Source organism: Roseovarius sp. MS2, assembly GCF_051447875.1.
Classification (GTDB): domain Bacteria; phylum Pseudomonadota; class Alphaproteobacteria; order Rhodobacterales; family Rhodobacteraceae; genus Roseovarius; species Roseovarius mucosus_A.
Window position 1 is genome coordinate 3,314,258 of sequence record NZ_JBKHVF010000001.1, and the last position, 23,593, is coordinate 3,337,850.

The 23,593-nt window shown below is 61.1% G+C and carries 22 protein-coding genes and 1 pseudogene; 17 read left to right on the forward strand and 6 right to left on the reverse strand.

The annotated features are described in order from the left end of the window. Nucleotides 1–87 precede the first annotated feature (87 nt). From ACLGGT_RS16220 to ACLGGT_RS16255, 8 genes are all read left to right on the forward strand, one after another. Nucleotides 88–570 carry an MSMEG_0572/Sll0783 family nitrogen starvation response protein gene (locus tag ACLGGT_RS16220; RefSeq protein WP_081508496.1) on the forward strand — a complete coding sequence of 161 codons (483 nt, stop codon included), beginning with the start codon at nucleotides 88–90 and terminating at the stop codon, nucleotides 568–570. 54 nt (nucleotides 571–624) lie between these two features. Beyond that, the gene (locus ACLGGT_RS16225) at nucleotides 625–1,590 is read left to right on the forward strand and encodes a Nit6803 family nitrilase (protein ID WP_151979235.1); all 966 of its coding nucleotides are present in this window, start codon (nucleotides 625–627) and stop codon (nucleotides 1,588–1,590) included. Between the two features lies 1 nt (nucleotide 1,591). Then, nucleotides 1,592–2,713, forward strand: a complete 1,122-nt coding sequence (locus ACLGGT_RS16230; protein WP_437196853.1) for an MSMEG_0568 family radical SAM protein — start codon at nucleotides 1,592–1,594, stop codon at nucleotides 2,711–2,713. After that, nucleotides 2,710–3,255, forward strand: coding sequence for an MSMEG_0567/Sll0786 family nitrogen starvation N-acetyltransferase (locus ACLGGT_RS16235; protein WP_081506051.1), 546 nt, complete (start codon nucleotides 2,710–2,712; stop codon nucleotides 3,253–3,255). Before ACLGGT_RS16230 ends, ACLGGT_RS16235 begins: the two co-directional genes overlap by 4 nt. Next, on the forward strand, nucleotides 3,252–4,226 hold the full coding sequence (locus tag ACLGGT_RS16240) for a sll0787 family AIR synthase-like protein (protein WP_437196854.1): 975 nt from the start codon (nucleotides 3,252–3,254) through the stop codon (nucleotides 4,224–4,226). Before ACLGGT_RS16235 ends, ACLGGT_RS16240 begins: the two co-directional genes overlap by 4 nt. Then, nucleotides 4,219–4,497, forward strand: coding sequence for an MSMEG_0570 family nitrogen starvation response protein (locus ACLGGT_RS16245; protein ID WP_437196856.1), 279 nt, complete (start codon nucleotides 4,219–4,221; stop codon nucleotides 4,495–4,497). The genes ACLGGT_RS16240 and ACLGGT_RS16245 overlap by 8 nt, the downstream gene beginning before the upstream one ends. Further along, entirely contained in the window at nucleotides 4,479–5,762 is a 1,284-nt protein-coding gene (locus ACLGGT_RS16250; protein WP_151979238.1) for an MSMEG_0569 family flavin-dependent oxidoreductase, read from the forward strand. The genes ACLGGT_RS16245 and ACLGGT_RS16250 overlap by 19 nt, the downstream gene beginning before the upstream one ends. A 312-nt stretch (nucleotides 5,763–6,074) precedes the next feature. Further along, nucleotides 6,075–7,562, forward strand: a complete 1,488-nt coding sequence (locus ACLGGT_RS16255; RefSeq protein WP_151979239.1) for a P-loop ATPase, Sll1717 family — start codon at nucleotides 6,075–6,077, stop codon at nucleotides 7,560–7,562. A 409-nt stretch (nucleotides 7,563–7,971) separates the two neighbouring features. On the opposite strand, the pseudogene ACLGGT_RS16260 reads toward ACLGGT_RS16255, so the two are convergent. From ACLGGT_RS16260 to ACLGGT_RS16270, 3 genes and pseudogenes are all read right to left on the reverse strand, one after another. After that, nucleotides 7,972–9,032, reverse strand: a pseudogene (locus tag ACLGGT_RS16260) (dihydropteroate synthase). 9 nt (nucleotides 9,033–9,041) lie between these two features. Beyond that, nucleotides 9,042–9,968 (reverse strand): 5,10-methylenetetrahydrofolate reductase, encoded by a 927-nt coding sequence (locus ACLGGT_RS16265; protein ID WP_081508498.1) that lies wholly within the window; start codon nucleotides 9,966–9,968, stop codon nucleotides 9,042–9,044. A gap of 30 nt (nucleotides 9,969–9,998) precedes the next feature. Beyond that, nucleotides 9,999–10,295, reverse strand: a complete 297-nt coding sequence (locus ACLGGT_RS16270) for a virulence factor (RefSeq protein ID WP_008280768.1) — start codon at nucleotides 10,293–10,295, stop codon at nucleotides 9,999–10,001. Nucleotides 10,296–10,531: 236 nt separating this feature from the next. Between ACLGGT_RS16270 and ACLGGT_RS16275 the strand changes: the two genes are divergently transcribed. The 3 genes from ACLGGT_RS16275 to ACLGGT_RS16285 are packed head-to-tail and all read left to right on the forward strand — an operon-like array spanning nucleotide 10,532 to nucleotide 12,830. Next, entirely contained in the window at nucleotides 10,532–11,644 is a 1,113-nt protein-coding gene (locus tag ACLGGT_RS16275; RefSeq protein WP_008280769.1) for a Ppx/GppA phosphatase family protein, read from the forward strand. Further along, nucleotides 11,645–12,103 (forward strand): phage tail protein, encoded by a 459-nt coding sequence (locus ACLGGT_RS16280; RefSeq protein WP_437196858.1) that lies wholly within the window; start codon nucleotides 11,645–11,647, stop codon nucleotides 12,101–12,103. A gap of 10 nt (nucleotides 12,104–12,113) precedes the next feature. Continuing rightward, nucleotides 12,114–12,830 carry an RlmE family RNA methyltransferase gene (locus tag ACLGGT_RS16285; protein ID WP_008280771.1) on the forward strand — a complete coding sequence of 239 codons (717 nt, stop codon included), beginning with the start codon at nucleotides 12,114–12,116 and terminating at the stop codon, nucleotides 12,828–12,830. A 4-nt stretch (nucleotides 12,831–12,834) separates the two neighbouring features. On the opposite strand, the gene ACLGGT_RS16290 is transcribed toward ACLGGT_RS16285, so the two are convergent. After that, entirely contained in the window at nucleotides 12,835–13,032 is a 198-nt protein-coding gene (locus ACLGGT_RS16290) for a hypothetical protein (RefSeq protein WP_437196859.1), read from the reverse strand. 255 nt (nucleotides 13,033–13,287) lie between these two features. On the opposite strand from ACLGGT_RS16290, the gene ACLGGT_RS16295 reads away from it, so the two are divergent. The 5 genes from ACLGGT_RS16295 to selD all read left to right on the forward strand — a co-directional run bounded on the left by ACLGGT_RS16295 (nucleotide 13,288) and on the right by selD (nucleotide 19,363). After that, nucleotides 13,288–14,151, forward strand: a complete 864-nt coding sequence (locus tag ACLGGT_RS16295; RefSeq protein ID WP_437196861.1) for an FAD binding domain-containing protein — start codon at nucleotides 13,288–13,290, stop codon at nucleotides 14,149–14,151. Further along, nucleotides 14,148–14,627, forward strand: a complete 480-nt coding sequence (locus ACLGGT_RS16300) for a (2Fe-2S)-binding protein (protein ID WP_008280774.1) — start codon at nucleotides 14,148–14,150, stop codon at nucleotides 14,625–14,627. The genes ACLGGT_RS16295 and ACLGGT_RS16300 overlap by 4 nt, the downstream gene beginning before the upstream one ends. Beyond that, on the forward strand, nucleotides 14,627–16,873 hold the full coding sequence (locus ACLGGT_RS16305) for a xanthine dehydrogenase family protein molybdopterin-binding subunit (RefSeq protein ID WP_437196863.1): 2,247 nt from the start codon (nucleotides 14,627–14,629) through the stop codon (nucleotides 16,871–16,873). Before ACLGGT_RS16300 ends, ACLGGT_RS16305 begins: the two co-directional genes overlap by 1 nt. Further along, nucleotides 16,873–17,118: a MoaD/ThiS family protein gene (locus ACLGGT_RS16310; RefSeq protein WP_008280776.1), complete on the forward strand. Its 246-nt coding sequence runs from the start codon at nucleotides 16,873–16,875 to the stop codon at nucleotides 17,116–17,118. The genes ACLGGT_RS16305 and ACLGGT_RS16310 overlap by 1 nt, the downstream gene beginning before the upstream one ends. A gap of 73 nt (nucleotides 17,119–17,191) precedes the next feature. Next, on the forward strand, nucleotides 17,192–19,363 hold the full coding sequence (selD, locus tag ACLGGT_RS16315; protein WP_437196866.1) for a selenide, water dikinase SelD: 2,172 nt from the start codon (nucleotides 17,192–17,194) through the stop codon (nucleotides 19,361–19,363). 253 nt (nucleotides 19,364–19,616) lie between these two features. Here selD and mnmH read toward each other — a convergent pair whose 3' ends face one another. Together mnmH and ACLGGT_RS16325 are read right to left on the reverse strand one after the other, a co-directional pair. After that, the gene (gene mnmH, locus ACLGGT_RS16320; protein ID WP_437196868.1) at nucleotides 19,617–20,651 is read right to left on the reverse strand and encodes a tRNA 2-selenouridine(34) synthase MnmH; all 1,035 of its coding nucleotides are present in this window, start codon (nucleotides 20,649–20,651) and stop codon (nucleotides 19,617–19,619) included. A gap of 134 nt (nucleotides 20,652–20,785) precedes the next feature. Further along, on the reverse strand, nucleotides 20,786–22,123 hold the full coding sequence (locus ACLGGT_RS16325; protein ID WP_151979246.1) for a flavin-containing monooxygenase: 1,338 nt from the start codon (nucleotides 22,121–22,123) through the stop codon (nucleotides 20,786–20,788). A 162-nt stretch (nucleotides 22,124–22,285) separates the two neighbouring features. Here ACLGGT_RS16325 and ACLGGT_RS16330 point away from each other — a divergent pair, with 162 nt between their 5' ends. Next, nucleotides 22,286–23,587, forward strand: a complete 1,302-nt coding sequence (locus ACLGGT_RS16330; RefSeq protein WP_437196869.1) for an ABC transporter substrate-binding protein — start codon at nucleotides 22,286–22,288, stop codon at nucleotides 23,585–23,587. Nucleotides 23,588–23,593 lie beyond the last annotated feature (6 nt).

The following is a 23,593-nucleotide window of genomic DNA, read 5'->3' on the forward strand; positions in this document are numbered from 1 at the left end:
TGATAATTGAATGTATGATCGCGGCGCTTCCATGGTTGTTCAACATCAATTGGCCCGCAGCGGCCTGACATCCAAGGGAGCGAACACATGCCAGCAGTCACGCAAGAGAAGCACAAGGACGGCGACTTTTTCGTCGACTATGAAGAAAAGGTATTTGAGGACGTCAAAGCCGAACCGGGCCAGAAGGCGCTGGTTACGTTTCACACCGTTGCCTTTGAAGGGTCTATCGGGTTGGTGAATATGCTGAATGCGATCCGTCTGGCGCGCAAGGGGTTCGAGACATCAATCCTGCTTTATGGCCCGGGTGTCACGCTGGGTCTTCAGCGCGGCTTTCCGACGCTGGGCGACGCGGCCTTTCCGGGCCACCAGAACTTTGCGGACAACCTCAAGAAGTTCATGGCCGAGGGCAGCAAGGTCTATGCCTGCCGCTTTGCGTTGCAGGCGCTTTATGGCCATGGCGAGCCATCGCTGCTGCCCGGCATCATTCCGATAGCACCTCAGGACGTTCTCGACCTGAAGCTTTTGCATGTGCGCGACAATGCGGTCATCGTCGACACCTGGACCGTGTAAGCCAACAGCGCCGAGGCAATGATTGCCTCGGCCCTTTTGTTTTGGAGGGATCACATGTCCCGCAGCGTGAAGGCGGCTGCAGTCCAGATCGCCCCCGATCTGACCAGCCGTGAGAAAACAATGGCCCGTGTGCTTGACGCGATTGACGAGGCTGCGGGAAACGGGGCCGATCTGATCGTGTTCCCCGAGACCTTTGTCCCGTTTTACCCATATTTTTCCTTTGTTCTGCCGCCGTGCCAACAGGGCAAGCCGCACCTGCATTTGTATGAGCAGGCTGTAACCGTCCCGTCTGACGACACGCGACGTGTCGCGGAGCGCTGTGCGCATCACGGCGTGGTTGTCGTTCTTGGCGTGAACGAGCGGGACCACGGATCGCTTTACAATGCGCAGCTCATTTTTGATGCGAATGGCACGCTGCTTCTCAAGCGGCGCAAGATCACGCCCACCTATCACGAACGTATGGTGTGGGGGCAGGGTGATGGTGCGGGCCTGAAGGTTGTGGAGACCCGTGTGGGCCGCGTGGGCGCATTGGCCTGTTGGGAGCATTACAATCCGCTGGCCCGCTATGCCCTGATGACCCAGCACGAGGAAATACACGTTGCGCAATTCCCCGGATCGCTGGTCGGGCCCGTCTTTGGCGAGCAGATCGAAGTCAGCATGCGCCACCATGCGCTGGAATCGGGCTGCTTTGTTGTGAACGCAACGGGCTGGCTGACCGATGAACAGATTGACAGCGTGACACCCGATCCTGCCCTGCAAAAGGCGCTGCGCGATGGTTGCATGACCTGCATCATCACGCCGGAGGGTCGCCATGTCGTGCCCCCGCTGACCGAAGGCGAAGGCATCCTATACGGTGATCTTGACCTCGGGCTTGTGACCAAGCGCAAGCGGATGATGGATTCGGTGGGGCATTACGCCCGGCCCGAACTGCTGTCCTTAAATCACAACACCGACCTGACGCCGGCCCGCCACACGACAGGCACAGGCGCGCAATTTCAGCCGATCCCCTTGGAGGACTGACATGCAAACCGGAGATATCATCAACGACCTGCAAACGCGCGGCATGCGCCTTGTCGATCCCAAGGCTGGGGCGGACAGCCGCCGGGGCGGTGCCGGGCCGACGGACCACAAGGCCGTAACGATCAGCGGCATGACCGTGATGATCCCGGTTCATACGGCAAGCGCCTTTGACTCGCCCTATCTGGTCGAAGCGCCGGATGCGAACGGCCGGTCCCGCGTGATGAAGGACGGTGCCTTTTTTGCGGATGTGGAATTCCCGAAGCGGGCCAAGTTTCTGGATCTGTCCACGGCCGATGGCGTGCCCTACGGACATATTGCGCAGTTGCACGCCAAGGATGTTCTGGCCACCACCGTCCTGCAAACCTGTATTCGCTATGAAAGCCGCAAGAAGACCTGCAAGTTCTGCGCGATTGGCCAAAGCCTCGCCGCCGGGCGCACGATTGCGCATAAGACCCCTGCCCAATTGGCCGAGGTTGCCCGCGCCGCCGTGCAACTGGACGGGGTCAAACACATGGTCATGACGACCGGCACGCCTGCGGGCAAGGATCGTGGGGCCAAGGTGCTGGTAGAGAGCGCCGAGGCGATCCGCGCCGCTGTTGATCTGCCGCTACAGGCGCAGTGCGAACCGCCAGAGGATGACGCGTGGCACCGAAGGATGAAAGAGGCCGGGATTGACAGCCTTGGCATGCATCTTGAGGTCGTCACCCCGGAGTTGCGTCAGCAGATCATGCCCGGCAAGGCGCAGGTGTCGCTTGAAAAGTATTTCGACAGTTTCGGCGCAGCGGTCGAGGTTTTCGGCTGGGGGCAGGTGTCGACCTATATCCTTGCAGGGTTGGGGGATACCGAAGAGGCCATCCTGTCGATGTGTGAACGCCTGACCGCCATTGGGGTATATCCGTTTGTTGTGCCCTTTGTGCCTGTCTCTGGCACACCGCTGGAAAGCCACCCGGCGCCCAGCTCGGCCTTTATGCACAGAATTCTGGGGCCATTGTCGCAGATGATCGTCGATCGGGGCATGCGGGCTGAGGATATAAAGGCCGGTTGTGGGCGCTGCGGGGCCTGTTCGGCGCTGTCGGCCTTTGAAAAGTTCAAGCGGCCCGCCTTGCAGGAGGCCTCGTCATGATCATCGAGCGCCCCGCAGCCTTTGTGACCCCCGAGTTCTTGATCAGGCAGGCGACAGCGCCTTGGGAAATCGGGGCGGCGGCGTCGTTGCGGCACCGGACATTCGTCACGGAACAGGGCATTTTCGCAGATCACGACCGCGATGAGATCGACCGCCACGCCCTGCCTCTGGTTGCCGTGTCGACAATGGCCTCGGAAGCGGATGAGGTTGTGGGCACGGTTCGCATTCACGAGGCCGACAAAGACGTCTGGTGGGGCTCGCGGTTGGCTGTGGCCCCCGAATACCGCCGTGTCGGGCGTCTTGGGGCAGAGCTGATCAGGTTGGCTGTTGGCACGGCGCATGGTCGCGGGTGCAAGCTTTTCTTGGCCTTTGTGCAGATGCAAAACGTTCCGCTGTTCGAGAAACTCAACTGGACATCGCTGGGTCAGCGGGACCTGCACGGGCATCCGCATATGAAGATGCGGGCCGATCTGAGCAAATATCCCGCCATCGAGGACCCGGCCCGCGGGTGGATGGCCCTGACCCGAAAGACCACGGGATGACAGACATCGCCGCTCTTGCCGCAAGTCTTGCCACGAACCCGAATGTAACGGGCAAGCGTGACATCGACGTGGCATGTGCGGCCCTTGGATTGACCCAAGACAGCCTTGGCCGCCCCGGCGACGATGCCGCAGCCATCGCGGATGGTGACGGCTGGCAGTTGATGGCGACAGAAGGGTTCATGAACGATTTCGTCGCAAGCGCCCCTTGGTTTGCGGGATGGTGCGCGGTGATGGTCAACATGTCTGACATCCTCGCGATGGGCGGGCGGCCGATTGCGGTGACCAACGCGCTTTGGGCCCCCGATGCAGCAACAGCGGCTGAAATCTTGCGCGGGATGAAGGAGGCGTCGGCGGCTTATGGCATTCCGATTGTCGGCGGCCACACCAACCTGCGCACCGAGCAGCCACAGCTTGCCGCTGCAATCTGGGGCCGGGCGCGCGCCTTGATCACCAGTTTTGACGCAGGCCCCGGCGACGTGGTGATCGCATGCGCCGACCGGCGCGGTGGATATGCGGGGAAGACCAGCAATTTCCCCGCCTTTCTCGACGCGCCGCACGACCGTCTGCGCGGCGATATGGAAATTCTGCCGCTCCTCGCCGAGTCTGGTCTTGTCACGGCTGGAAAGGACATCAGTCAGGGTGGGATCGCGGGCACGGCGTTGATGCTGGCGGAATGCTCGGGCGTCGGGATCAGCATCGACCCTGCCAAGATCACGCCGCCCGATGGTGATCTGACCCGCTGGATGACCGCCTTTCCCAGCTTTGGCTTTCTGCTGACGGCCACGCCTGCAAATGTTGACGCGGTTCTGTCGCGCTTTCACGCGCGGGGCATTGGGGCCGAGGTTATCGGCGCGGTTACCGCAGGTTCAGTCCTGAGCCTGTCGGACGGCGTTGACGAGCATCCCATCTGGGACCACGTCGCGCAGCCCTATCTTGGCCTGCCGCCTGCAAAGGAACCTGCCTATGCCTGAAGCCATTTTCCGCATCCGCTGGCCTGATGGGGTAGAGGAAGATTGCTATTCCCCGTCCACTGTCATCCACGACCATCTGACGGCGCGCGAAAGCTACAAGGTGGCCGAATTTCACGAGCGGAGCCGACTGGCGCTTGAGCTTGCTGCGCAGCGGGTCGAAGCCAAGTTCGGGTTTCGCTGTTCATCCGCTGACGCGCAGGCCGCCAAAATCGCCGCTGCCGTGTCCCGCTTTGATCCTCAGGAGATTGTCACATGCCTGTCCATACGCTGATACCGCACGCCCGCACCCATGTCGCTGTCTTGATCGTCGGGGCTGGCCAAGCGGGCATGTCGGCATCCTACTACCTGTGCCAGGCCGGGATCGATCACGTCGTTCTGGAGCGGTACAAACGCTTTCACGCATGGAAAGAGGATCGGTGGGACAGCTTTTGCCTTGTGACGCCCAACTGGCAATGCAAACTGCCTGATTTTCCGTATCAAGGCGACGATCCCGAGGGCTTTATGCTCAAGGATGAGATCGTTGAATATGTTGAAGGGTTCTGCAACAGCTTTGAGGCCCCGCTACGCGAAGGGGTGACGGTCGAGCGCGTGGAAAAAATTGACGACATCTTTGAAGTGGACACCGATCAGGGGCTGTGGACGGCGGATCATGTCATCATCGCATCCGGTGGGTATGATCTGCCCATAACGCCGCCCTTTGCGGACAGGCTCGATCCCTCGATCCGTCAAATTCACTCAAAATTCTATCGACGCCCCTCGGACATTCCTGATGGCACCTGTCTTGTTGTAGGGACAGGGCAATCAGGTGTCCAGATGATGGAGGATATGATCATCGCGGGCCGCGACGTGCGCCTTGCGGTGGGGCCGGCGCCCCGCAGCCCGCGCTGGTATCGCGGCAAGGATGCGACGGACTGGTTGCATCAGATGGGCTATTACGACATCACCATCGACCAGCAACCCGACCCGAAGGGCACCGAGGCGAAAACCAACCACTATATGTCCGGTCGCGATGGCGGTCACGAGATCGACTTGCGCCGCTTTGCGCTGGATGGGCTGCAGATGTACGGGTCGGTCGCGGATATGGACGGAGCGACCATTCGCTTTCTCCCCGATCTTGCAGATAATCTTGATGCTGCCGACAAAAGCTATGTCGGGATTCGAACCATGATCGACGACTTTATCGCGCGTGAGGGTATTGAGGCACCGGTAGAGCCGCCTTTTGAAAAGGTGTGGCGCCCCAAGGCCGAGATCACGCAGATCGACGCTGTGGCGGAGGGCATCACCTCGGTTCTTTGGTGCATCGGGTTCCGCCCGAATTATGATTGGTTGAAGGTCGATTGCCTCGACTCGCGCGGCCGGCCCGTGCATCAGCGCGGCGTCTGCACTGAGAAAGGCGTTTATTTTCTGGGTCTTGGCTGGTTGCACACGTGGGGGTCCGGTCGGTTCCTCGGCGTGGCAGAGGACGCCGCCCATGTTGTGCAGTCAATCGTGCGACACTATCCCATGTCCCAACGACGCCGTCAGGTCGGAGGGTGAATACGCAATTGGGCCTGTCTTAATTTCGGACAGGCACCGCGCAGAGGGCTTCGCGCCAGAGACCTGCGAAAGGGCTGCGGCGCACCTTTGGGGGCGGGTCAGCGCCAAAAATCGCACCCATGCGGCGATGATCGCCCGGGATATGGGGCTGTCGTGTGGGGGGCGTGCAAGGTTTGTGAGGGGGGTTTGTAAGGTTTGGGGGGGGGCAGAGAAATACACTCTAGATTTAATATTAGGGACTTGTGCTAATCTATTTGCGCAGACAAGAAAAATCGTCGACATGTTAGAAGTTCCATTAGAGGTTGAGCGATTATGGCAAATGCACGTGAAATTCTCCGCAAAGTAAATCTTGGCGCTTCCGTTGCTGAATTTGATAATGAGCTTGAAAAGTATTTCATAGAAACGGAGACATTTCGCTCTGTCATTTCTGACACTGGCGACATCATTTCGGGTGATAAGGGAACAGGTAAAACGGCGATATACAGAATTCTAAAACGTAACTATCGGGCCTACCCGCAGTTGGAAGACATTGAAATAGTCGACGCTTTTAACCCGCATGGCGATCCGGTTTTCCAAAGATTACTTTCAGGCCCAGAACTCACCGAAGATCAATATCGAACCTTTTGGAAGGCTTACATATTTTCTTTACTTGGAAATTGGATCATCGATATTTACTCTAAGGATTATAATCCCGAAATTAGTCATCTTTATGATACACTCACGCACCTTGATTTGGCTGCAACGGACGTTTCTCCGGAGACGATTTTCGGAAGGCTGTACGGCATTATTCAAAGAATGATGACGCCGAAGGCTTTTGAAACTCAATTTACTTTAACAGAATCTGGCATGCCTGTAGTCACCCCAAGGGTTGAATTTGGCTCTGAGAAGGAAAAAGGCTCAATAATATACAATGGTGAATATCTTAAAGTACTGAATGATGCCGTTGCGTCAGTAGACCTTGGGATTTGGGTTCTGTTCGATCGCCTAGATGAGGCTTTCGCTGGGAGCCCAAAAATTGAGGTTCCAGCGCTTCGTGCTCTACTAAGATGTTATCTTGATCTAACCAGCTTTCAAAGTATACGGCTCAAGCTATTTCTGCGAAAGGATTTGTTTCGAAGACTTATCAAAGGTGGTTTCGTTAACCTTACACATATTAATTCAAGAAGGATCGAAATTGTCTGGGACGACGAGGATCTTTGGAGCATGATCACCCGTCGGCTACTTCAAGATGACGAATTAATTGATTTTATTGGCCAAGGCGCAGATGAGGGGAGGGTTCTGTCAGTACTGTTCCCTAACCAGATTGATGTAGGGGATCGCAAGCCATCAACGGAACGCTGGATTATGAGCCGAATCCGTGATGGAAACAACAATAGGCCTCCTAGAAACCTTATTGATTTACTTAATAAGGCTAAAGACTCTCAACTCAGAAGAGAGCATCGGGAATCTAGGCAAATTGAGCCGGGCCGAGGGCCGATAATTGAAGCTGAGTCGGTAAAAAGAGCATTCACTCAATTGTCTGAACAAAGGGTGCAAGATACACTTCTAGCAGAAGCAGATGAGCTAATTCCGATCATCGAGAACTTTCGGGATGGCAAGTCAGAGCACAATCCTGCCACCCTCAAAGACACTATTGGTAATTTGGAAAATTACGCGACTATCGTACAATCATTGGTAGACGTTGGCTTTCTCGAGGAGTTCGGTGCTAATCACAAGATTCCCATGCTGTACCGTGACGGGCTGCGAATTAAGCAGGGCAAGGCGTTTTCACAGCAAGACGACATCAACGAAGAAGAATAACGACTTAATATCGAACACCGAAGTCGCGCGATAATGGGGCTTTAGTGCTTCAAAAGCTTCTGAGCATCAATCAATAGTCAGAAACTACATTTGCGCGCAACCCCAAGCCGCACAGCACCTGTCCGCCGGGGGGGGCGCTGCTGCGGTGTTGGCTGGCAGTTTATGTCTGCCAAATACCCCCGCGTTTTCAAGGAACTGAGGCGTTGCAAAAGCGCCCGCCCGTCACGCCAGAGGCGTGCCGAGGTGAAGCGGCGCACCTTTGGTGCGACGGGGCGGACGGGCGCTGCGCGGCGGTGCCTGCGGCACCTTGATTCCGCGCTTTGGTGATTGGGGGGGAGAGAGGCCCCGGGTCGAGCCCGGGGCGGGGAGGGGAGGGGGAGGGGCCCCGGCTAGCGGCTGGGGCGGGGGGTTAGCCCCGGCGGCGGCTGCGGCTTCCGGCGCGGCCACCGGCGCGGACTTCTTCGCCGGGTTTGGGGGGGCTTTGTTGAACTTGATCCAGTTGCCGCCATGCGGATCGGCGTTCATCAGGAAGTTGGCGGCCATGATCGCCTCCATCTCCTTGCCCGGACGCGCCTTGGTGGAGCCGAGACCAAAGAGTTGGCAGAAGGTCTCGTCATCCATATCCTCGGGCAGGATCAGGCCAGAGGCGGCGACTTCGGCCTTTTTCGCCTCGATCTCGGATTGTTTCACCGGCAGGGCAATCGGGTTCATGATCGCAGAGGTCATGCCCGACTGCATCGCCATGGGTAGAAAGGCGTTGTTGATGCCGTGGCGGTTGGGCAGGCCAAAGGAGATGTTCGACGCGCCACAAGTGGTGTTGACGCCCAATTCCTCGCGCAGGCGGCGCACAAGGGTAAAGACCTGACGGCCCGCCGTGGCCATTGCGCCCACGGGCATCACCAGCGGATCGACGACGATGTCATAGGCGGGAATGCCGAAATCGGCGGCCCGTTCGACGATTTTCTTGGCGACGGCAAAGCGCACATCGGGGTCTTCGGAAATGCCGGTGTCATCGTTCGAGATGGCGACGACCGGCACGTTGTATTTCTTGACCAGCGGCAGGACGTATTCGAGACGGTCTTCTTCGCCCGTTACCGAATTGAGGAGCGGCCGGCCATGGGCGGCCATAAGACCGGCCTCGAGGGCGGCGGGCACGGATGAGTCGATGCAGAGGGGCAGGTCAACGAGGCCCTGAACCAGCTCGATCATCTTGGTCATGAGGGGCGGTTCGGTCTCGTTGGGGTTGGGGTTGGAGTTGTAGACCACACCTGCGTTGATATCGAGCACGGTGGCCCCGGCGGCGGCCTGTGCGAGCGCATCGGATTCGACGGTGGAGAAATCGCCCGCCTCAAGTTCGGCGGCGAGTTTCTTGCGGCCCGTGGGGTTGATGCGTTCGCCAATGACGCAGAAGGGCTCGTCAAAGCCGATGACGGCGGTTTTGGTTTTGCTCTCGACGATGGTGCGGGTCATGGTTTGGTCTTATCCTTGCTGGTTGGCGGGCGTGGCGGAGGCCCCGCCGTTGTCGATGGCCCATTCGGCATTGGCCTTGATCCCGCCAAGCGGGAAGAAATGCACATGCTCGATGTTGAAATCGGGGTTGGCGGCCTTGTGGGCGGCGAGTTCGGTCAAAACCTCGGTCGGCTCATAGGGCAGGAGCAGTTTCGAGACATCCATGGCGCGTTTCTGCAGAACCTTGAGCGAGGGGCCGACACCGCAGGCGATGGCGAATTTGATCAGGGTTTGCAGCTTGGCGGGGCCAGCGATGCCGATATGGATGGGAAGGTCGATGCCGGCGGCCTTGAGGTTGTCGGCCCATGCGATGATCGGCTTGGCCTCGAAGGCGAATTGGGTGGCGAGCGCCATTTTCGCGTCGGTGGTTTCCGAGAATTTCTGTTTCCAGCGAAGGGCATCCTCGACATTCTTCATGCTGCCGTCGGGGTCGATATCTTTGTTGCCTTCGGGGTGGCCAGCGACATGCAGGCGCTTGAAGCCTGCGCGGTCGAATTCACCGGATTCCATCAGCTGCATGGAGCTGTCGAAATCGCCATGCGGGGTGGTGACGCCACCGGCGAGCAGGAGTGCTTGGTCGACGCCTGCCTCGCCTTGGTATCGGGCGATCCAATCGGCGAGGGTGGCGCGGTCCTTGATGATGCGGGCCGGGAAGTGCGGCATCACGGGATAGCCATCGGTGGCCAGACGCTTGGCGGTGGCGACCATATCCTCGATCGGGGTGCCTTCGATATGGGCGATGTAGACGCGGGTGCCTGCGGGCAGAAGGTCGCGGAAATTCTCGACCTTTTCGGCGGTGCGCGGCATCACCTCGATGGAATAGCCCTCAAGGAAAGCCTCAAGCTGACCATTGGCGGGGGTGAACTTCTCACGCTTCTTGAAATTGAACAGAGCCATCGCGGCCTCCCATAGAGTTCCAGAGCGCATTCACGCCCAGCCATCATTCGCGATCAGGGCCTTGATACGCTCCTGATCGAATTCTGCGTCGATCCGGGCCGCCTCGGATTGGGCGACGGCGTCGGGTTCGCCTTCGATGGGATAGGGATCAGCCTTGCGCCATTCAGCGAGATAGGCATCGGTGCCTGCTGCGCCGCATTTCATCGCTGCACGGTCGATGGCCTGCTCAAACCGTTCGGGCAGCTGAACCTTGCTGCCGCGACGGCCTTTGCCGACGATGACCTGAGCGGGGATGTCCCGCCAGTAAACGATGGTGACGTCAACCATGGCTGATTCCTTTTTCCTTCGTGGTCCCTACGTAATGCAGGTGCGACGTTGCGCAGGGTCGGATTTCGACAGAACGGGCGCGTCATGCGACCTGCGCACAGTAGCGGCGCGTCGCCAGAGGGGCCATGGGGGCAATTGCGAAAAATACTCATCATCATCATGACCCCTCGCAACGCTTGCGTGCGCCTGCGCTTCGGACTAGTTTGGGGATAACTTGAAATGGAGGGCGTGTTGCGATGACGCCCAAGCGTCCCGAAAGTGCGGGCGCGGTCCCGAACACGGTTGAGAGCCCCGCACTGACCCGTCCGGATCGGGGGCCGCTCTATGCGGCACTTGATCTGGGAACAAACAGTTGCCGCATGCTGATTGCCCAACCCGAGGGTCATCAATTCAAAGTCGTGGACAGCTTTTCGAAATCGGTGCAGTTGGGCGCAGGGCTGGAAGGCTCTGGCCGCTTGTCGCGGGCGTCGATTTACCGGACGATTCAGGCGCTCCGGGTTTGCAAGCAAAAGTTGAAGCGTCACGGGGTGACGCGGATGCGGCTGGTTGCAACCGAAGCCTGCAGGCGCGCCAGCAACGGGGCCGATTTCATGCAGCGCGTGGAGCGCGAAACGGGGCTGAGGCTGGATATCATCGCGCCGCAAGAAGAGGCGCAATTGGCGGTCGTCTCTTGTGCGCCGCTGGTCAATCAGCGCACCGATCAATTGCTGGTGGTGGATATTGGCGGCGGGTCCACGGAACTGGTGTGGATCGACCTGACGGCGGTGCCGCATTCCGAGCGGCGGCGCGCGATCATGCGCATGCATCTGGGGTTTCACGCCAGCCCCGTTGGCCTGCCAGCGGCGCGGGTCGTGGATTGGATCAGTGTTCCGCTTGGCGTGGCGACGTTGCGCGATCAGTTTCGCGATGTCGAGGATGACGCGGCGCGGTTTGCGTTGATGAGTTGGTTCTTTGAAGAGAACCTTGCCGAATTCGCCCCCTATAAGGACGAGCAATCGCGGGACGGGTTTCAGATTGTTGGCACCTCTGGCACAGTGACGACCGTTGCGGCCAGTCATCTGGGCCTCAAGCGCTATGACCGGAACAAGGTGGATGGCTTGACCATGACCAGCGACGAGATTGATCGGGTGATCCGGTCCTATCTGGCGCTTGGGCCTGCGGGGCGGCGGCGTGATCCGCGTATCGGTCAGGACCGCCAAGCGCTGATCATGTCGGGGGCGGCGATTTTGCAGGCGCTGCTGCGGTGCTGGCCGACGGATCGGTTGAGCGTGGCAGACCGGGGCCTGCGCGAAGGCATGCTGTATGCCCAGATGGCGGCGGATGGCGTGTTGACGGAAAGGGACGGATAGATGGGGGATGACGGATCGGCGCAATCGCAAAACATCTGGCCTTTGCCGAAGTTTTATTTCCGGGTGACATGGGATACCGCGGAGCTGAATTTCCAAGAGGTCTCTGGGCTGGATCCGGACAATCAGACGATTGCCTATCGCGCGGGCAATTCGCCCGTGTTTTGGCAGGTAAAAATGCCGGGTATAGTAAAACCGAGCAATATCACCATGAAAAAGGGAGTCCTTATCAAGGATAACTCGATCTTTGACTGGTTCGCCGAGATCAATATGAACGTGATCAAGCGCAAAGATATGACGATCGCCTTGCTGGATCAAAGCGGTGCGCCGACGATGATCTGGCGGGTCAAAAACGCCTTTCCGGTCAAGCTGACAGCCGCCGATCTGAAGGCCAAGGGCAATGAGGTGGCGATTGAATCGATTGAGATCGCCCATGAAGGACTGACAATTGAAAATGTGTGAGGCAGGCTAGATGGCCAAGACACCGGATGGGAAAAACACCTCGGGGCGGGGCCAGCGTGATCTGACGGTCAAGGTCAAGACCGCGCGCGGGCGCACATCGTCGTCGACGCGTTGGTTGCAGCGGCAATTGAACGATCCCTATGTGAAGCGCGCGCAGGTTGAGGGCTATCGCGGACGCGCGGCGTTCAAGATCATGGAATTGGACGACAAGTTCCGGTTTCTGGTGCCGGGCGCGCGGGTGCTTGATCTGGGCTGTGCGCCGGGGGGCTGGTGTCAGGTGGCGGTGCCGCGTGTCAATGCGCTTGGCGAGAAACAGGGCAAGGCGATTGGCCGCATTGTCGGGGTTGACCTGCAAGAGGTCGAGCCGATCATGGGCTGCGAGATCCATCAGCTGGATTTCATGGCGGATGATGCCGATCAGCAGGTCAAGGACTGGCTGGGGGGCAAGGCCGATGTGGTGATGTCGGATATGGCGGCCTCAAGCTCTGGTCACAAGCAGACGGACCATTTGCGCATCATCGCGCTGTGTGAGGCGGCGGCCTATCTGGCCTTTGACGTGCTGGAGGTGGGTGGCACGTTCGTCTCCAAGGTGCTGGCAGGTGGGGCCGAGGGAGAGTTGCAGACGCTGCTGAAAAAGCGGTTCGACAAGGTGGCCAATGTCAAGCCGCCCGCGTCCCGTGCGGACAGTTCCGAGAAATTCGTGGTGGCCACAGGGTTTCGCGGCTGAGCGGTCAGTGGGTTTTCCCGTCTTCGGGGGCGATGGAGCGGCTGGCGGCCTGAACAAAGAGGTGCAGGTCGGAGGGATCGGTTTCGGGCTGGCTGATGTGTCTGTGCGAGACAGAATGCGCCATGCCGCGTTGCCGGATCAGTTCGAACAAAAGCGCATGGCGGGCGCGGTCGAGCTTGGGGCGAGGGTCGGTGTCGGACATGAATAACCTCTTGTGAATGCGTGTACTCTGTAACGGCGATAAGATTGCAAAAGGATTACGGCGATTTTAGCGCGGGAATTGTGCGCTGATAAGGCGCTTTTCGATCAAGGCCGATGTGGCGCGCGCCGGCGCTCAAAGGTCGGCAAGCGGTTTGCGTCTGGGCGCGAGTTGCGGGATAGTCGAGGCAAATGGGATCGAGTCAGGCCGAGGTCTGATTGGGATCTGATCAAGAGTGAACAGGAAAGGATGGCCGAAATGCGTTATGAGGCACCTCAGGATGTCGAGGCCGCAGTGCGGCTGCTCGCGGCGGAGCAGGGGGCATATGTGCTGGCGGGGGGCACGGACCTGTTGGTCAAGCTGCGCTCTGAGATGGTCGAGCCGGAACTGGTGGTCGACATCAAGCGCATTGCGGGCATGAAGGCGATCACGGCTGAGGCGGGCGGCTGGCGCATTGGCGCGGCTGTTTCAGGGGCCGAGATGGGCGAGCATGCGGGGCTGGTCGCGGATTGGCCCGGTGTGGTCGAAGCGGCGGGCCTTATCGGCTCGACCCAAGTGCAGGGGCGGGCCACATTGGCGGGCAATCTCTGCAACGCCTCGCCTGCTGCGGATTCGGTGCCAGCGATGGTGGCAGCGGGGGCCGTGGTGCGGGTTGTGGGCCCCAAGGGCCCGCGTGACGTGGCGGTGATTGATATTCCCAAGTCACCGGGCAAGACGACGCTGGCGGCGGGCGAATTCATCGCCTCGGTCTTTCTGCCTGCGCGCGGCGCGCGGTCGGGTGATGCTTATCTGCGGTTCATCCCGCGCACCGAGATGGATATCGCAGTGGTGGGCTGTGGCGTGTCGCTGAGTTTCGATGACGCGGACAAAGTGTCTGCCGCGCGGGTGGCCTTGGGGGCGGTTGGCCCCAAGGTGATGCTGGTGGACGCGGCGGCAGAGGCCATCATGGGCCGGGCGCTTGATGAGGCGGCGCTGACAGATTTGGCGGCGGCCTGTTCCGAGGCGGCCACCCCGATAGAGGACAAGCGCGGCACGGTCGAGTTTCGCCGCCATGTGGCGGGGGTTCTGGCCCGCCGGGCGGCGGTGATAGCCGAGACGCGCGCGAAAGGAGACAAGGCATGAGCCGGATACATGTGACGACAAAGGTCAATGGCGACGAGACCGAGTTTCTCTGTGATGCAGAGGCGACGTTGCTTGACGTGCTGCGCGACGAACTGGGCCTGACGGGCACCAAAGAGGGCTGTGGCACTGGTGATTGTGGCGCCTGTTCGGTGACGGTGGATGGGCGGCTTGTGTGTTCGTGCCTGATGCTGGGGGCCGAGGCCGAGGGCTGCGAGATCACCACGATCGAGGGCATGGCGGCAGGCGAGGTGCTGCACCCGTTGCAAAAGAAGTTCATCGAGATGGCAGCGCTGCAATGTGGCATCTGTACGCCGGGCATCCTTGTCGCGGCGAAATCGCTGCTGGAGCGCAACCCGGACCCAAGCGAAGAGGAAGTGCGCTATTGGCTGGCGGGCAATCTGTGCCGCTGCACCGGCTATGACAAGATCATCCGCGCTGTGATGGAAACGGCGGCGGACATGCGGAGGGCGTCGTAATGGCTTTGGATGACACCAAGAAAACCAAGGATTTCAAGGTTGTGGGCACGCGGCCCAACCGGCCTGACGGCATCGACAAGGTCACCGGGCGGGCGCGCTTTGGCGCGGATATGGTGGCACCGGGGATGTTGACGGGGCGCGTTTTGCGCAGCCCGCATGCCCATGCACGCATTCTGCGGATTGACACGAGCAAGGCCGGGGCGCTGCCGGGGGTCAAGGCGGTGGTGACGCGCGCCGATTTCGGTGATGTGCCGGATCATGTGGCCGATGTGATCGACAATTGCATGGCGGGCGACAAGGCGCTTTATGATGGGCACGCGGTGGCCGCGATTGCCGCCAATTCCGCGGCGGTGGCGCGAAAGGCGCTCAAGCTTATTGAGGTGGAGTATGAGGTTCTGCCGCATGTGACGGATGTGGATGCGGCCATGAAGCCCGGCGCGCCGGTGCTGCATGAGGGCGCGCAGCAGGAAACGGTGCCCGAGGGATATTCGGGCAATGTCATCTCGCGGGTTGAGTTCGGACATGGCGATATTGAGGCGGGATTGGCCAAGGCTGACCGCGTCGTCGAGCGGACCTATCGCACCGGGGCCACGCATCAGGGCTATATCGAGCCGCATGCCTGTCTGGCGACGATGAGCGCGGATGGGCAGGCCGATCTTTGGGTCTGCACACAAGGGCATTACATGGTGCGCAATGTCTGTGCCGCGATCCTTGGGATGGAGCAGGGGCAATTGCGGGTGACGGCCAGCGAAATCGGCGGCGGTTTTGGTGGCAAGACGGTGGTTTTCCTTGAGCCGGTCGCGTTGATGCTGGCCAAGAAATCGGGCCGCCCTGTCAAAATGGTGATGAGCCGGTCTGAGGTGCTACGCGCCACGGGGCCGACCTCGTCTACCTCGATTGATGTGCGCATCGGCATGAAGAAGGACGGCCGGATCACCGCCGGTTTTGCCGAATTGCGCTATCAGGGCGGGGCTTATCCGGGGTCGCCGGTCGATATGGGCTCGATGTCGGCCTTTGCGCCTTATGATCTGGACAATGTCAAAACCGTTGGCTGGGACGTGGTCACGAACCGGCCCAAGGCGGCGGCCTATCGTGCGCCCGGCGCGCCAATGGCGGCCTTTGCGGTGGAAAGCGCGATTGACGAATTGGCCAAGGGTTTTGGCCTTGATCCGCTGGCGGTGCGGTTGATGAACGGGGCGAAAGAGGGCACGCGCGCCTCTTACGGCCCGACCTATCCGGCGATTGGCCTGATGGCGACCTTGGAGGCGGCCCATACGCATCCGCATTGGACGGCCCCCTTGGGCGAAAACCAAGGGCGCGGTGTGGCTTGCGGATTTTGGTTCAACTTTGGTGGCGACACCTGTGTGAGCCTGAATGTGACACCGGATGGAACGGTGACGGTGTCAGAGGGCAATCCCGACATTGGCGGCTCGCGCGCGTCGATGACGATGATGGCCGCCGAAGAATTGGGCATTCCCTATGATCAGGTGCGCACGGTGATTGCCGATACCGGATCGCTGGGCCAGAACGAGGTGACGGACGGCAGCCGCGTGACCTTTGCCGTGGGTCTGGCCACCATTGAGGCGGCGCGTGCCGCCAAGCGCGAGATGTGCAAACGTGCCGCGATGATATGGGGTATCGACGAAGAGGCGGTCGAATGGGAAGACGGGGCTGCGCGCCCTGCCGGCCCCAATGCCGGGAAATTCCCCCCCATGACCATCAAGGAGATTGCCGCCGTGGCCAGCAATACCGGCGGGCCGATTGCCGGGCACCATGAGGTGACAGCCGAGGGCGCGGGCGTGAGTTTTGGCACGCATATGGTGGATGTCGAGGTTGATCCCGATACTGGTGCCACCAAAATTCTGCGCTACACGGTGTTTCAGGATGCGGGCCGCGCAGTGCATCCGGCCTATGTTGAAGGACAGTTTCAGGGGGGTGCCGTGCAGGGCATCGGCTGGGCGCTGAACGAGGAATATATCTATGGCGAGGATGGGATTCTGCAAAACGCAGGCTTCCTTGATTACCGCATTCCCGTGGCCTCTGACCTGCCGATGATCGATACGGTGATTTTGGAAATCCCTAACCCCGGCCATCCCTACGGCGTGCGCGGTGTGGGCGAAACGCCGATTGTGCCGCCCTTGGCCGCGGTGGCCAATGCGGTATCCGCGGCGGCGGGCGTGCGGATGACGCAGCTACCGATGTCGCCGCCGCGGGTGTTGGCGGCGATTCAGGCGGCAAAGGGCTGATGGTCAAGGTCGTGCTCTGGGGGTCTTTGGCCGAGAGCGCGGAAGGCCAACGCGAGGTGGCGGTAGAGGCCGCCACCTTGCGCGAACTGCTTGACGGGTTGGGCGAGACATTCCCCGGCCTGCGCGCAGAGTTGGAGCGCGGCGTGTCGGTGTCGATCGACGGGCGCGTCTATAACGACAGTTGGTTCACGCCGATTAAGCCCGATAGCGAAGTTGTGTTGCTCAAGCGGCTTAAGGGCGGCTGAGGCGCGCGCATTCGCCGCTTTTCCTGTGCTGCGGCTTGGCTTATCCCGGTAGCCGAAAACCGGAGAATGTCCCATGATGCCTGCCTCTGTTCCCCTGACCCGCGATCTGGTTCTGATCGGGGGGGGCCATGCACATGCGTTGGTGCTACGAATGTGGGGGATGGACCCGCTGCCGGGGGCGCGGCTGACGGTGATCGACCCCAATCCGGTGGCACCCTACACGGGCATGTTGCCGGGGCTGGTGGCGGGGCATTACCGGCGCGAGGAGTTGGAGATTGATCTGGTGCGGCTGGCGCGCTTTGCGGGTGCGCGGCTGATCGTGGGTGCGGTCACGGGGATTGATGCTGCTGCGGGCCGGGTGACGGTCGCGGGGCGGGGCGAGATCGGTTTTGACGTGGCCTCGGTCGATGTGGGCATTCATTCGGCCATGCCGCAGGTGCCGGGGTTCGCTGACTATGGTGTCGCGGCCAAGCCGCTTGGCCCCTTTGCCGGGGCATGGGAGGAGTTTTTGCGCCGGGTGGCCGATGGGGCCGCGCCGCAAGCGGCGGTGATTGGCGGCGGGATTGCCGGGATCGAATTGGCGATGGCGATGGCCTATCGGTTGAAGGGCGTTGCCGGGCGCGCCGAGGTGACGCTGATCGAGCGGTCAGCAGAGATTGCGCCGGGGGCACCGGTCATTCGCCCGCGTCTGACGCGCGCCTGCGTAGCGGCGGGCGTGCGGATTGTGACGGGCGGTGACGTGGCGCAGGTTACGGGCGCGGGCGTGATCTTGGGCGATGGCACAGAGATTGCGGCGGGGTTTGTGGCCGGGGCGGCGGGGGCGCGGGCACATGGCTGGCTGGCAAAGACCGGATTGCCGGTGACGGCGGATGGGTTTTTGCGCGTGGGGGCGGATTTGCGGGTTGAGGGGCAAGAGGCGATATTTGCCGCCGGAGATTGCGCGCATCTGACCCATGCGCCGCGCCCCAAGGCCGGGGTATATGCCGTGCGCGCGGCCCCGGTGCTGCGCGACAATCTGCGCGCGGTGTTGAGCGGGGGGGCAACGCGGGCGTTTCATCCGCAGCGCGATTACCTCAAGCTGATTTCCTTGGGTGAAAAATCGGCCTTGGCGGAAAAGATGGGGATGGCCTTTGGCGGGCGGTTGCTCTGGCGGTTGAAGGATCGGATTGACCGCAAATTCATGGTGCAATTCGGCGATTTGCCGGTGATGGGCACGGCAGAGGCCCCGGCTGTGCGGGCCTTGGGCGATCTGGGGCCAGAGCCGCTGTGTGGGGGGTGCGGGGCCAAGGTGGCCCCGGGGGTGTTGTCCGCAGTCCTGGCGCAGGAACGGCCCCCGGCACGGGCGGATATAGTGACCGGGCCGGGGGATGATGCGGCGGTGATCATGGTTGGCGGCGTGCGGCAAGTGTTGACCACGGATCATCTGCGGGGATTTACCGAGGATCTGGGGGTGATGGCGCGGATTGCGGCGCTGCATGCCTTGGGTGATGTCTGGGCGATGGGGGCAAAGCCGCAGGCGGCGCTGGTCTCGGTGACTGTGCCGCGCATGTCGGAAGGTTTGCAGGCGCGCACCATGGCCGAGATCATGGCGCAGGCGGGGGAGGCGCTGCGCGCAAGCGGTGCCGAGATCGTGGGCGGGCATTCCACCCTGGGGGCGGAGGCGAGCATTGGGTTTACGGTCACAGGGCTGCTCGAGCGCGACGCGATCACGGTGGGTGTGGCGCGGGTGGGCGATGCGCTGATCCTGACGCGGCCCATCGGGTCGGGCGTGCTGCTGGCGGCTGAGATGCGCGGGCTGGCGGATGGGCGCGATATTGCGGCGCTGCTCGCGGCGTTGCAGGTGCCGCAGGGGGCGGCGGCGGAGATACTGTTGGGGGCACATGCGATGACGGATGTGACGGGCTTTGGTCTGGCAGGGCATTTGATGGCCATATGCCGGGCCTCGGGTGTTGCGGCCGAGGTCGATCTGGCGGCGGTGCCGGTTTACGCCGGGGCCGAGGCGTTGGCGGCGGTGGGCGTGCGGTCGACCATCTGGGCGGCGAATGTGGCGGCGGCCCCGGTGACGGGTGGTGCGGGCGCGCGGGTGGCGTTGTTGCATGATCCGCAGACGGCGGGCGGGATGCTGGCGGCGGTCGATGGTGGAGAGGCAGAGGAGTTAGTGGCGCGATTGCGCGCTGCGGGGCATGTGGCGGCGGTGATCGGGCGGGTTGTGGCAGGGCCGGTGGGGATTGTGGTGAAGGGGTGAGGGTCGCGGGTTTCCCCCGCGCGGAATCAAGGGCGAAGCCCGCCGCGCGGATCGCTGGGCCGTCCGTCGCACCGAAGGTGCGCCGCTTTATCCCGGCACGCCTTTGGCGTGGCGGCCTAGCGATTTTGAGAGGGAGTGCCTCGCTGAGAGGTCACACGGACTTGGCACGCATAAAGTGGCAGCCGCGGATGTTGCTTCGCTAGTCCCCGGCCCAGCGACCCGCCCGGCTTAGTGGTCAGCAGTAAACCCAAGCCTACCCGCTCTGGATCAAGCCCTTTGCTGCCGCTTGTAGCGTTGCCTCTGACAGATCGGGCAGTTCGAGTGGCGTGATGCCTTCGGGGCGGGGTTTGCGGATGTAGCGCGGGTCGTAATGGGTCTCGATCAGTTGCGCCACGAGGCTGGGAAAATCGCCCGATGCGGCAAGGGCGCGCCATTGGTCCACTTGCTCATGGCCGTGATATTGCACAAGGCGCGACAGGATCGCGTCAAGCCGTTGGGGATCGGCGATAAGGTCTGTGTAATCGGTGCAGATATTGGACACGCGGGCGGCAAGCGGCACATTGATCCGGATCACGGGGGCGCTGCGCATGGCGCGGGCCAGCATGGGGGGCAGGGTGATGCGCCCGATGCGGCTGCTTTCGGCCTCGATATAGACCGGGCGGGTGGGATTAAGCCGGGCCATGCGGGCGGCAAGCGCGCTTTCGAATGACTTTTGCGAGGGTTGCCCGCCCGCGACGGGGCCAAAGACCGAGCCACGATGCGCGGCGAGATCCTCAAGGTCGATCACCTGCGCGCCAAGGGCAGCGAGATGGGTCAAGAGATGGGTCTTGCCGGTGCCGGTGCCGCCGTCAATGAGGCGGACGGGGGCGGGAAACGGCTCTTCATAGAGAGCGCGGGCAACAAGGCGGCGGTAGGATTGATAGCCGCCTTTGACGGTTTCGGCCTGCCAGCCGATCTGTTGCAGGATGACGGTGAAGGACCCAGAGCGCTGCCCGCCACGCCAGCAATAGACCAGCGGACGCCAGCCGCCATGACGATCCGCAAGCGGGCCCTCAAGATGGGCAGCGGCATTGCGGGAGACGAGGGCCGCACCGATTTTGCGGGCGAGAAAGCGATCCTGTTGAACATAGATGGTGCCCACGCGGGCGCGTTCCTCGTTCGAGAGCACCGGCAGGTTCAGCGCGCCGGGGATGTGATCCTCGGCATATTCGGCGGGGGACCGGACATCGATCACCTCGTCAAAGGGCAGGGCGGCGAGCGCCGCGAGACTGTCGAGGGCAATCGGCATCAGGGAAAATCGGGATGAGGGCAGGGATGCAACATAGCCCTGTGCATGCGCCGACGCGCGGTCAAGATCAAGCCCCCATGCAGAGGCAAAAAAAGGGTGGGCAGCGCAGGGCCGCCCACCTCAGGTAGGGAAACTCAGTTCTGGAGGTAAACTTCGAGGCTGTCGTCGAGCGCGTCTTTCCACGGCGTGTGGTGCAAGGGGGCCATGGTGCCGGTGATGACCGATTTATAGGAATTGTTGCGGAAGCCCATGATGTCTTTCTTCTTGTGGCCCTTCCATTCCTTGAAGGCCTGACAGGCGCCTTCGACGTCAAAGCTGGGATAATCGGTTTCATCGATCAGTTCCTTGACGTAATCGCCCTGATACCAGATCGCGTCATAGTCATCCTGTCCGGCGTCCTCGCGGGCGACACGGTCGGCAACATCCGCCTCCATTGTCGCTTGGTCGGGAATGGCGATGCGGCCCATGATGGCGTCACGCACCCACCATGCCTGCGCGTCGAACATGTTGAAGGTGAACCACTGGTCCTGCATGCCGAGGTAAAAGAGCGCGGGTTCGCGCACAAAGGCCACGCCCTTGTAAAGATCGGCGGTGGCAAGGCGGTTGGCGGTCTTGAGGCGCAGATCGTCGGGCAGGAAGGGGAAATGGTGTTTGTAGCCGGTGCACAGGATCACGGCATCCACATCCTTGGTGGTGCCATCCTTGAAATAGGCGGTGTTGCCCTCGACCTTTTGCAGGAGCGGCACCTCTTGCCAGTTGTCCGGCCATTTGAAGCCCATGGGGGCGGTGCGGTGGCTGACGGTCACGGATTTGCAGCCGTATTTCCAGCATTGCGAGCCGATGTCTTCGGCGGAATAGCTGGTGCCGACGATGAGGATGTCCTTGTCCTTGAATTCCAGCGCATCGCGGAAGTCGTGGGCGTGCAGGACGCGGCCTTTGAAATTCTCGAAGCCGGGGAAATAGGGCACGTTGGGCGTGCTGAAATGGCCCGAACAGACGATCACGTGATCGAAGGTTTCGGTATAGGTGCGATCCTCGGGGAGATGGCAGACGGTGACGTTGAATTTCTCGCCGTCCTTCTCGACCCAGCGGACGGCGGTGGAAAAGCGGATGAGGTCGCGCACACCGGCCTTGAGCACGCGGCCTTCGATATAATCAAAGAGCACGGCGCGGGGCGGGTAAGAGGCGATTTGCTTGCCGAAATGTTCCTCAAAGGAATAGTCAGCGAATTCAAGGCCTTCTTTGGGGCCGTTCGACCACAGGTAGCGATACATCGAGCCATGAACCGGCTCGCCATATTGATCAAGGCCGGTGCGCCAGGTGTAGTTCCAGAGGCCGCCCCAGTTGTCCTGCTTTTCAAAGCAGACGATTTCGGGGATCTCTGCGCCCTTGGCAGCGGCGGATTGGAAGGCCCGCAATTGGGCCAGGCCCGATGGTCCTGCGCCGATGATTGCAATTCGTTTTTTGGTCATGTTGCCCTCCAAGCTGGTATGGACCAATATTCATGTATTGGTGCCTTTGGTTCATGCCAGATTGAAGTTGTGGGAGCGGGCTTGTCAATAATTTTTCTTTCCAAGAATAATATTTTCCCATGAACCGCTGGCGCAATGCCGGGAACCTGCTAGAAATTGCTCATGTCAAATTCGAGTTTTGCACAACGTCTGGCCATTCAGAGCGCGTTGCCCCGGTTTTCGGTCGGCATGCGCAAGACGCTGACCATCGGCTTTCTGGCCCCTTTGAGTGGCCCGGTCGAATCGTGGGGCCTACCGGGATTGCAGGGCTGTCGCTTGTGGGTGGATTGGCTCAACCGGGCGGGGGGCGTGCTGATGGGGGGGCGGCGATTCCCGGTGCGGCTCGAATCCTATGATTGCGGATATGACGGGGCGGATGCGCTGACCGGGGCGCGGCATCTGGTGCAGGAACATGATGCGGCGCTGGTGATGATGCTGGGGGGCGATTCGTTCACGGAGGTGCGCGATTACCTGATGGGGCAGAAGGTGCTGACCTCGTCCTTGTTGACCAGTGATCTGTCGCCGGACACGCCCTATCTGATTGCGCCGGGCGAATCGCTGCCGATCTATACGGTGACGGCGGTGGAATGGATTGCCAAGAACCGACCCGAGATCAAGGCCGTGGCGCTCTGTGCGCAGACCGATGCGTTGGGCCTGCCGGCGCTGGCCGCCTATCGCGCGGCGTTCAAGGCGGTGGGCATCGAGATCATCGAGGAAATTCGGTATGATCCGGGCACGGCATCGGCCCCTGCGGTGGTGGCCCCGATGCTGGCGGCCGCACCCGATATGCTGTGCTGGTGTACAAGCTATACGCCGATGGTGCATGCGATGACGGAATATGCCTATCATCAGGGCTATGCGGGCCAAATCCTGAGCTGTACGGCGGATTGCTATGAGCAGTTGATCGCGCTTACCTCGCCCGAGTTCATGGAAGGATTCCTGTTCCAGTTTCCCGATTTCGACGATCCGGCGCTGGCGGAAAAGGCGTTTTTCTTTAACCAGCCGCAGGCGTTTTATGACGAATACAACGCGCGGTTTCCGGGCAGCTGGACGGCGGTGAGTTGGGAATATGCCGCGATCCTTGATATCTGGCAATCGGCGGTCGAGCGGGCGGGAACGGTCAATTCAGTCTCGGTTCTGGCGGCGATGCGGCAGTTGGGCGAGGTCAACCACGCCTTTGGCCCGGCGCAATGGTGGGGGCAGGATATGTTTGGCCTTGATCATACGCTGATTGGCGATTGGCCGGTGGTGCAAATCCAAGGCGGCAAGGCGCGGATCGTTGGTTTCGGGTCAATCCCCGATTGGCTGGCGCGGCATGAGCCGTTGTTGCGGGCGGAAATGGCGGCCCTTGGCCAGCTTTGGCATCAGCGGCACGGGCAGGGGGCGGGCAAGGCCTGTCTTGAGGCGCGGCTGGTGGTGAGCTGAGGCGGC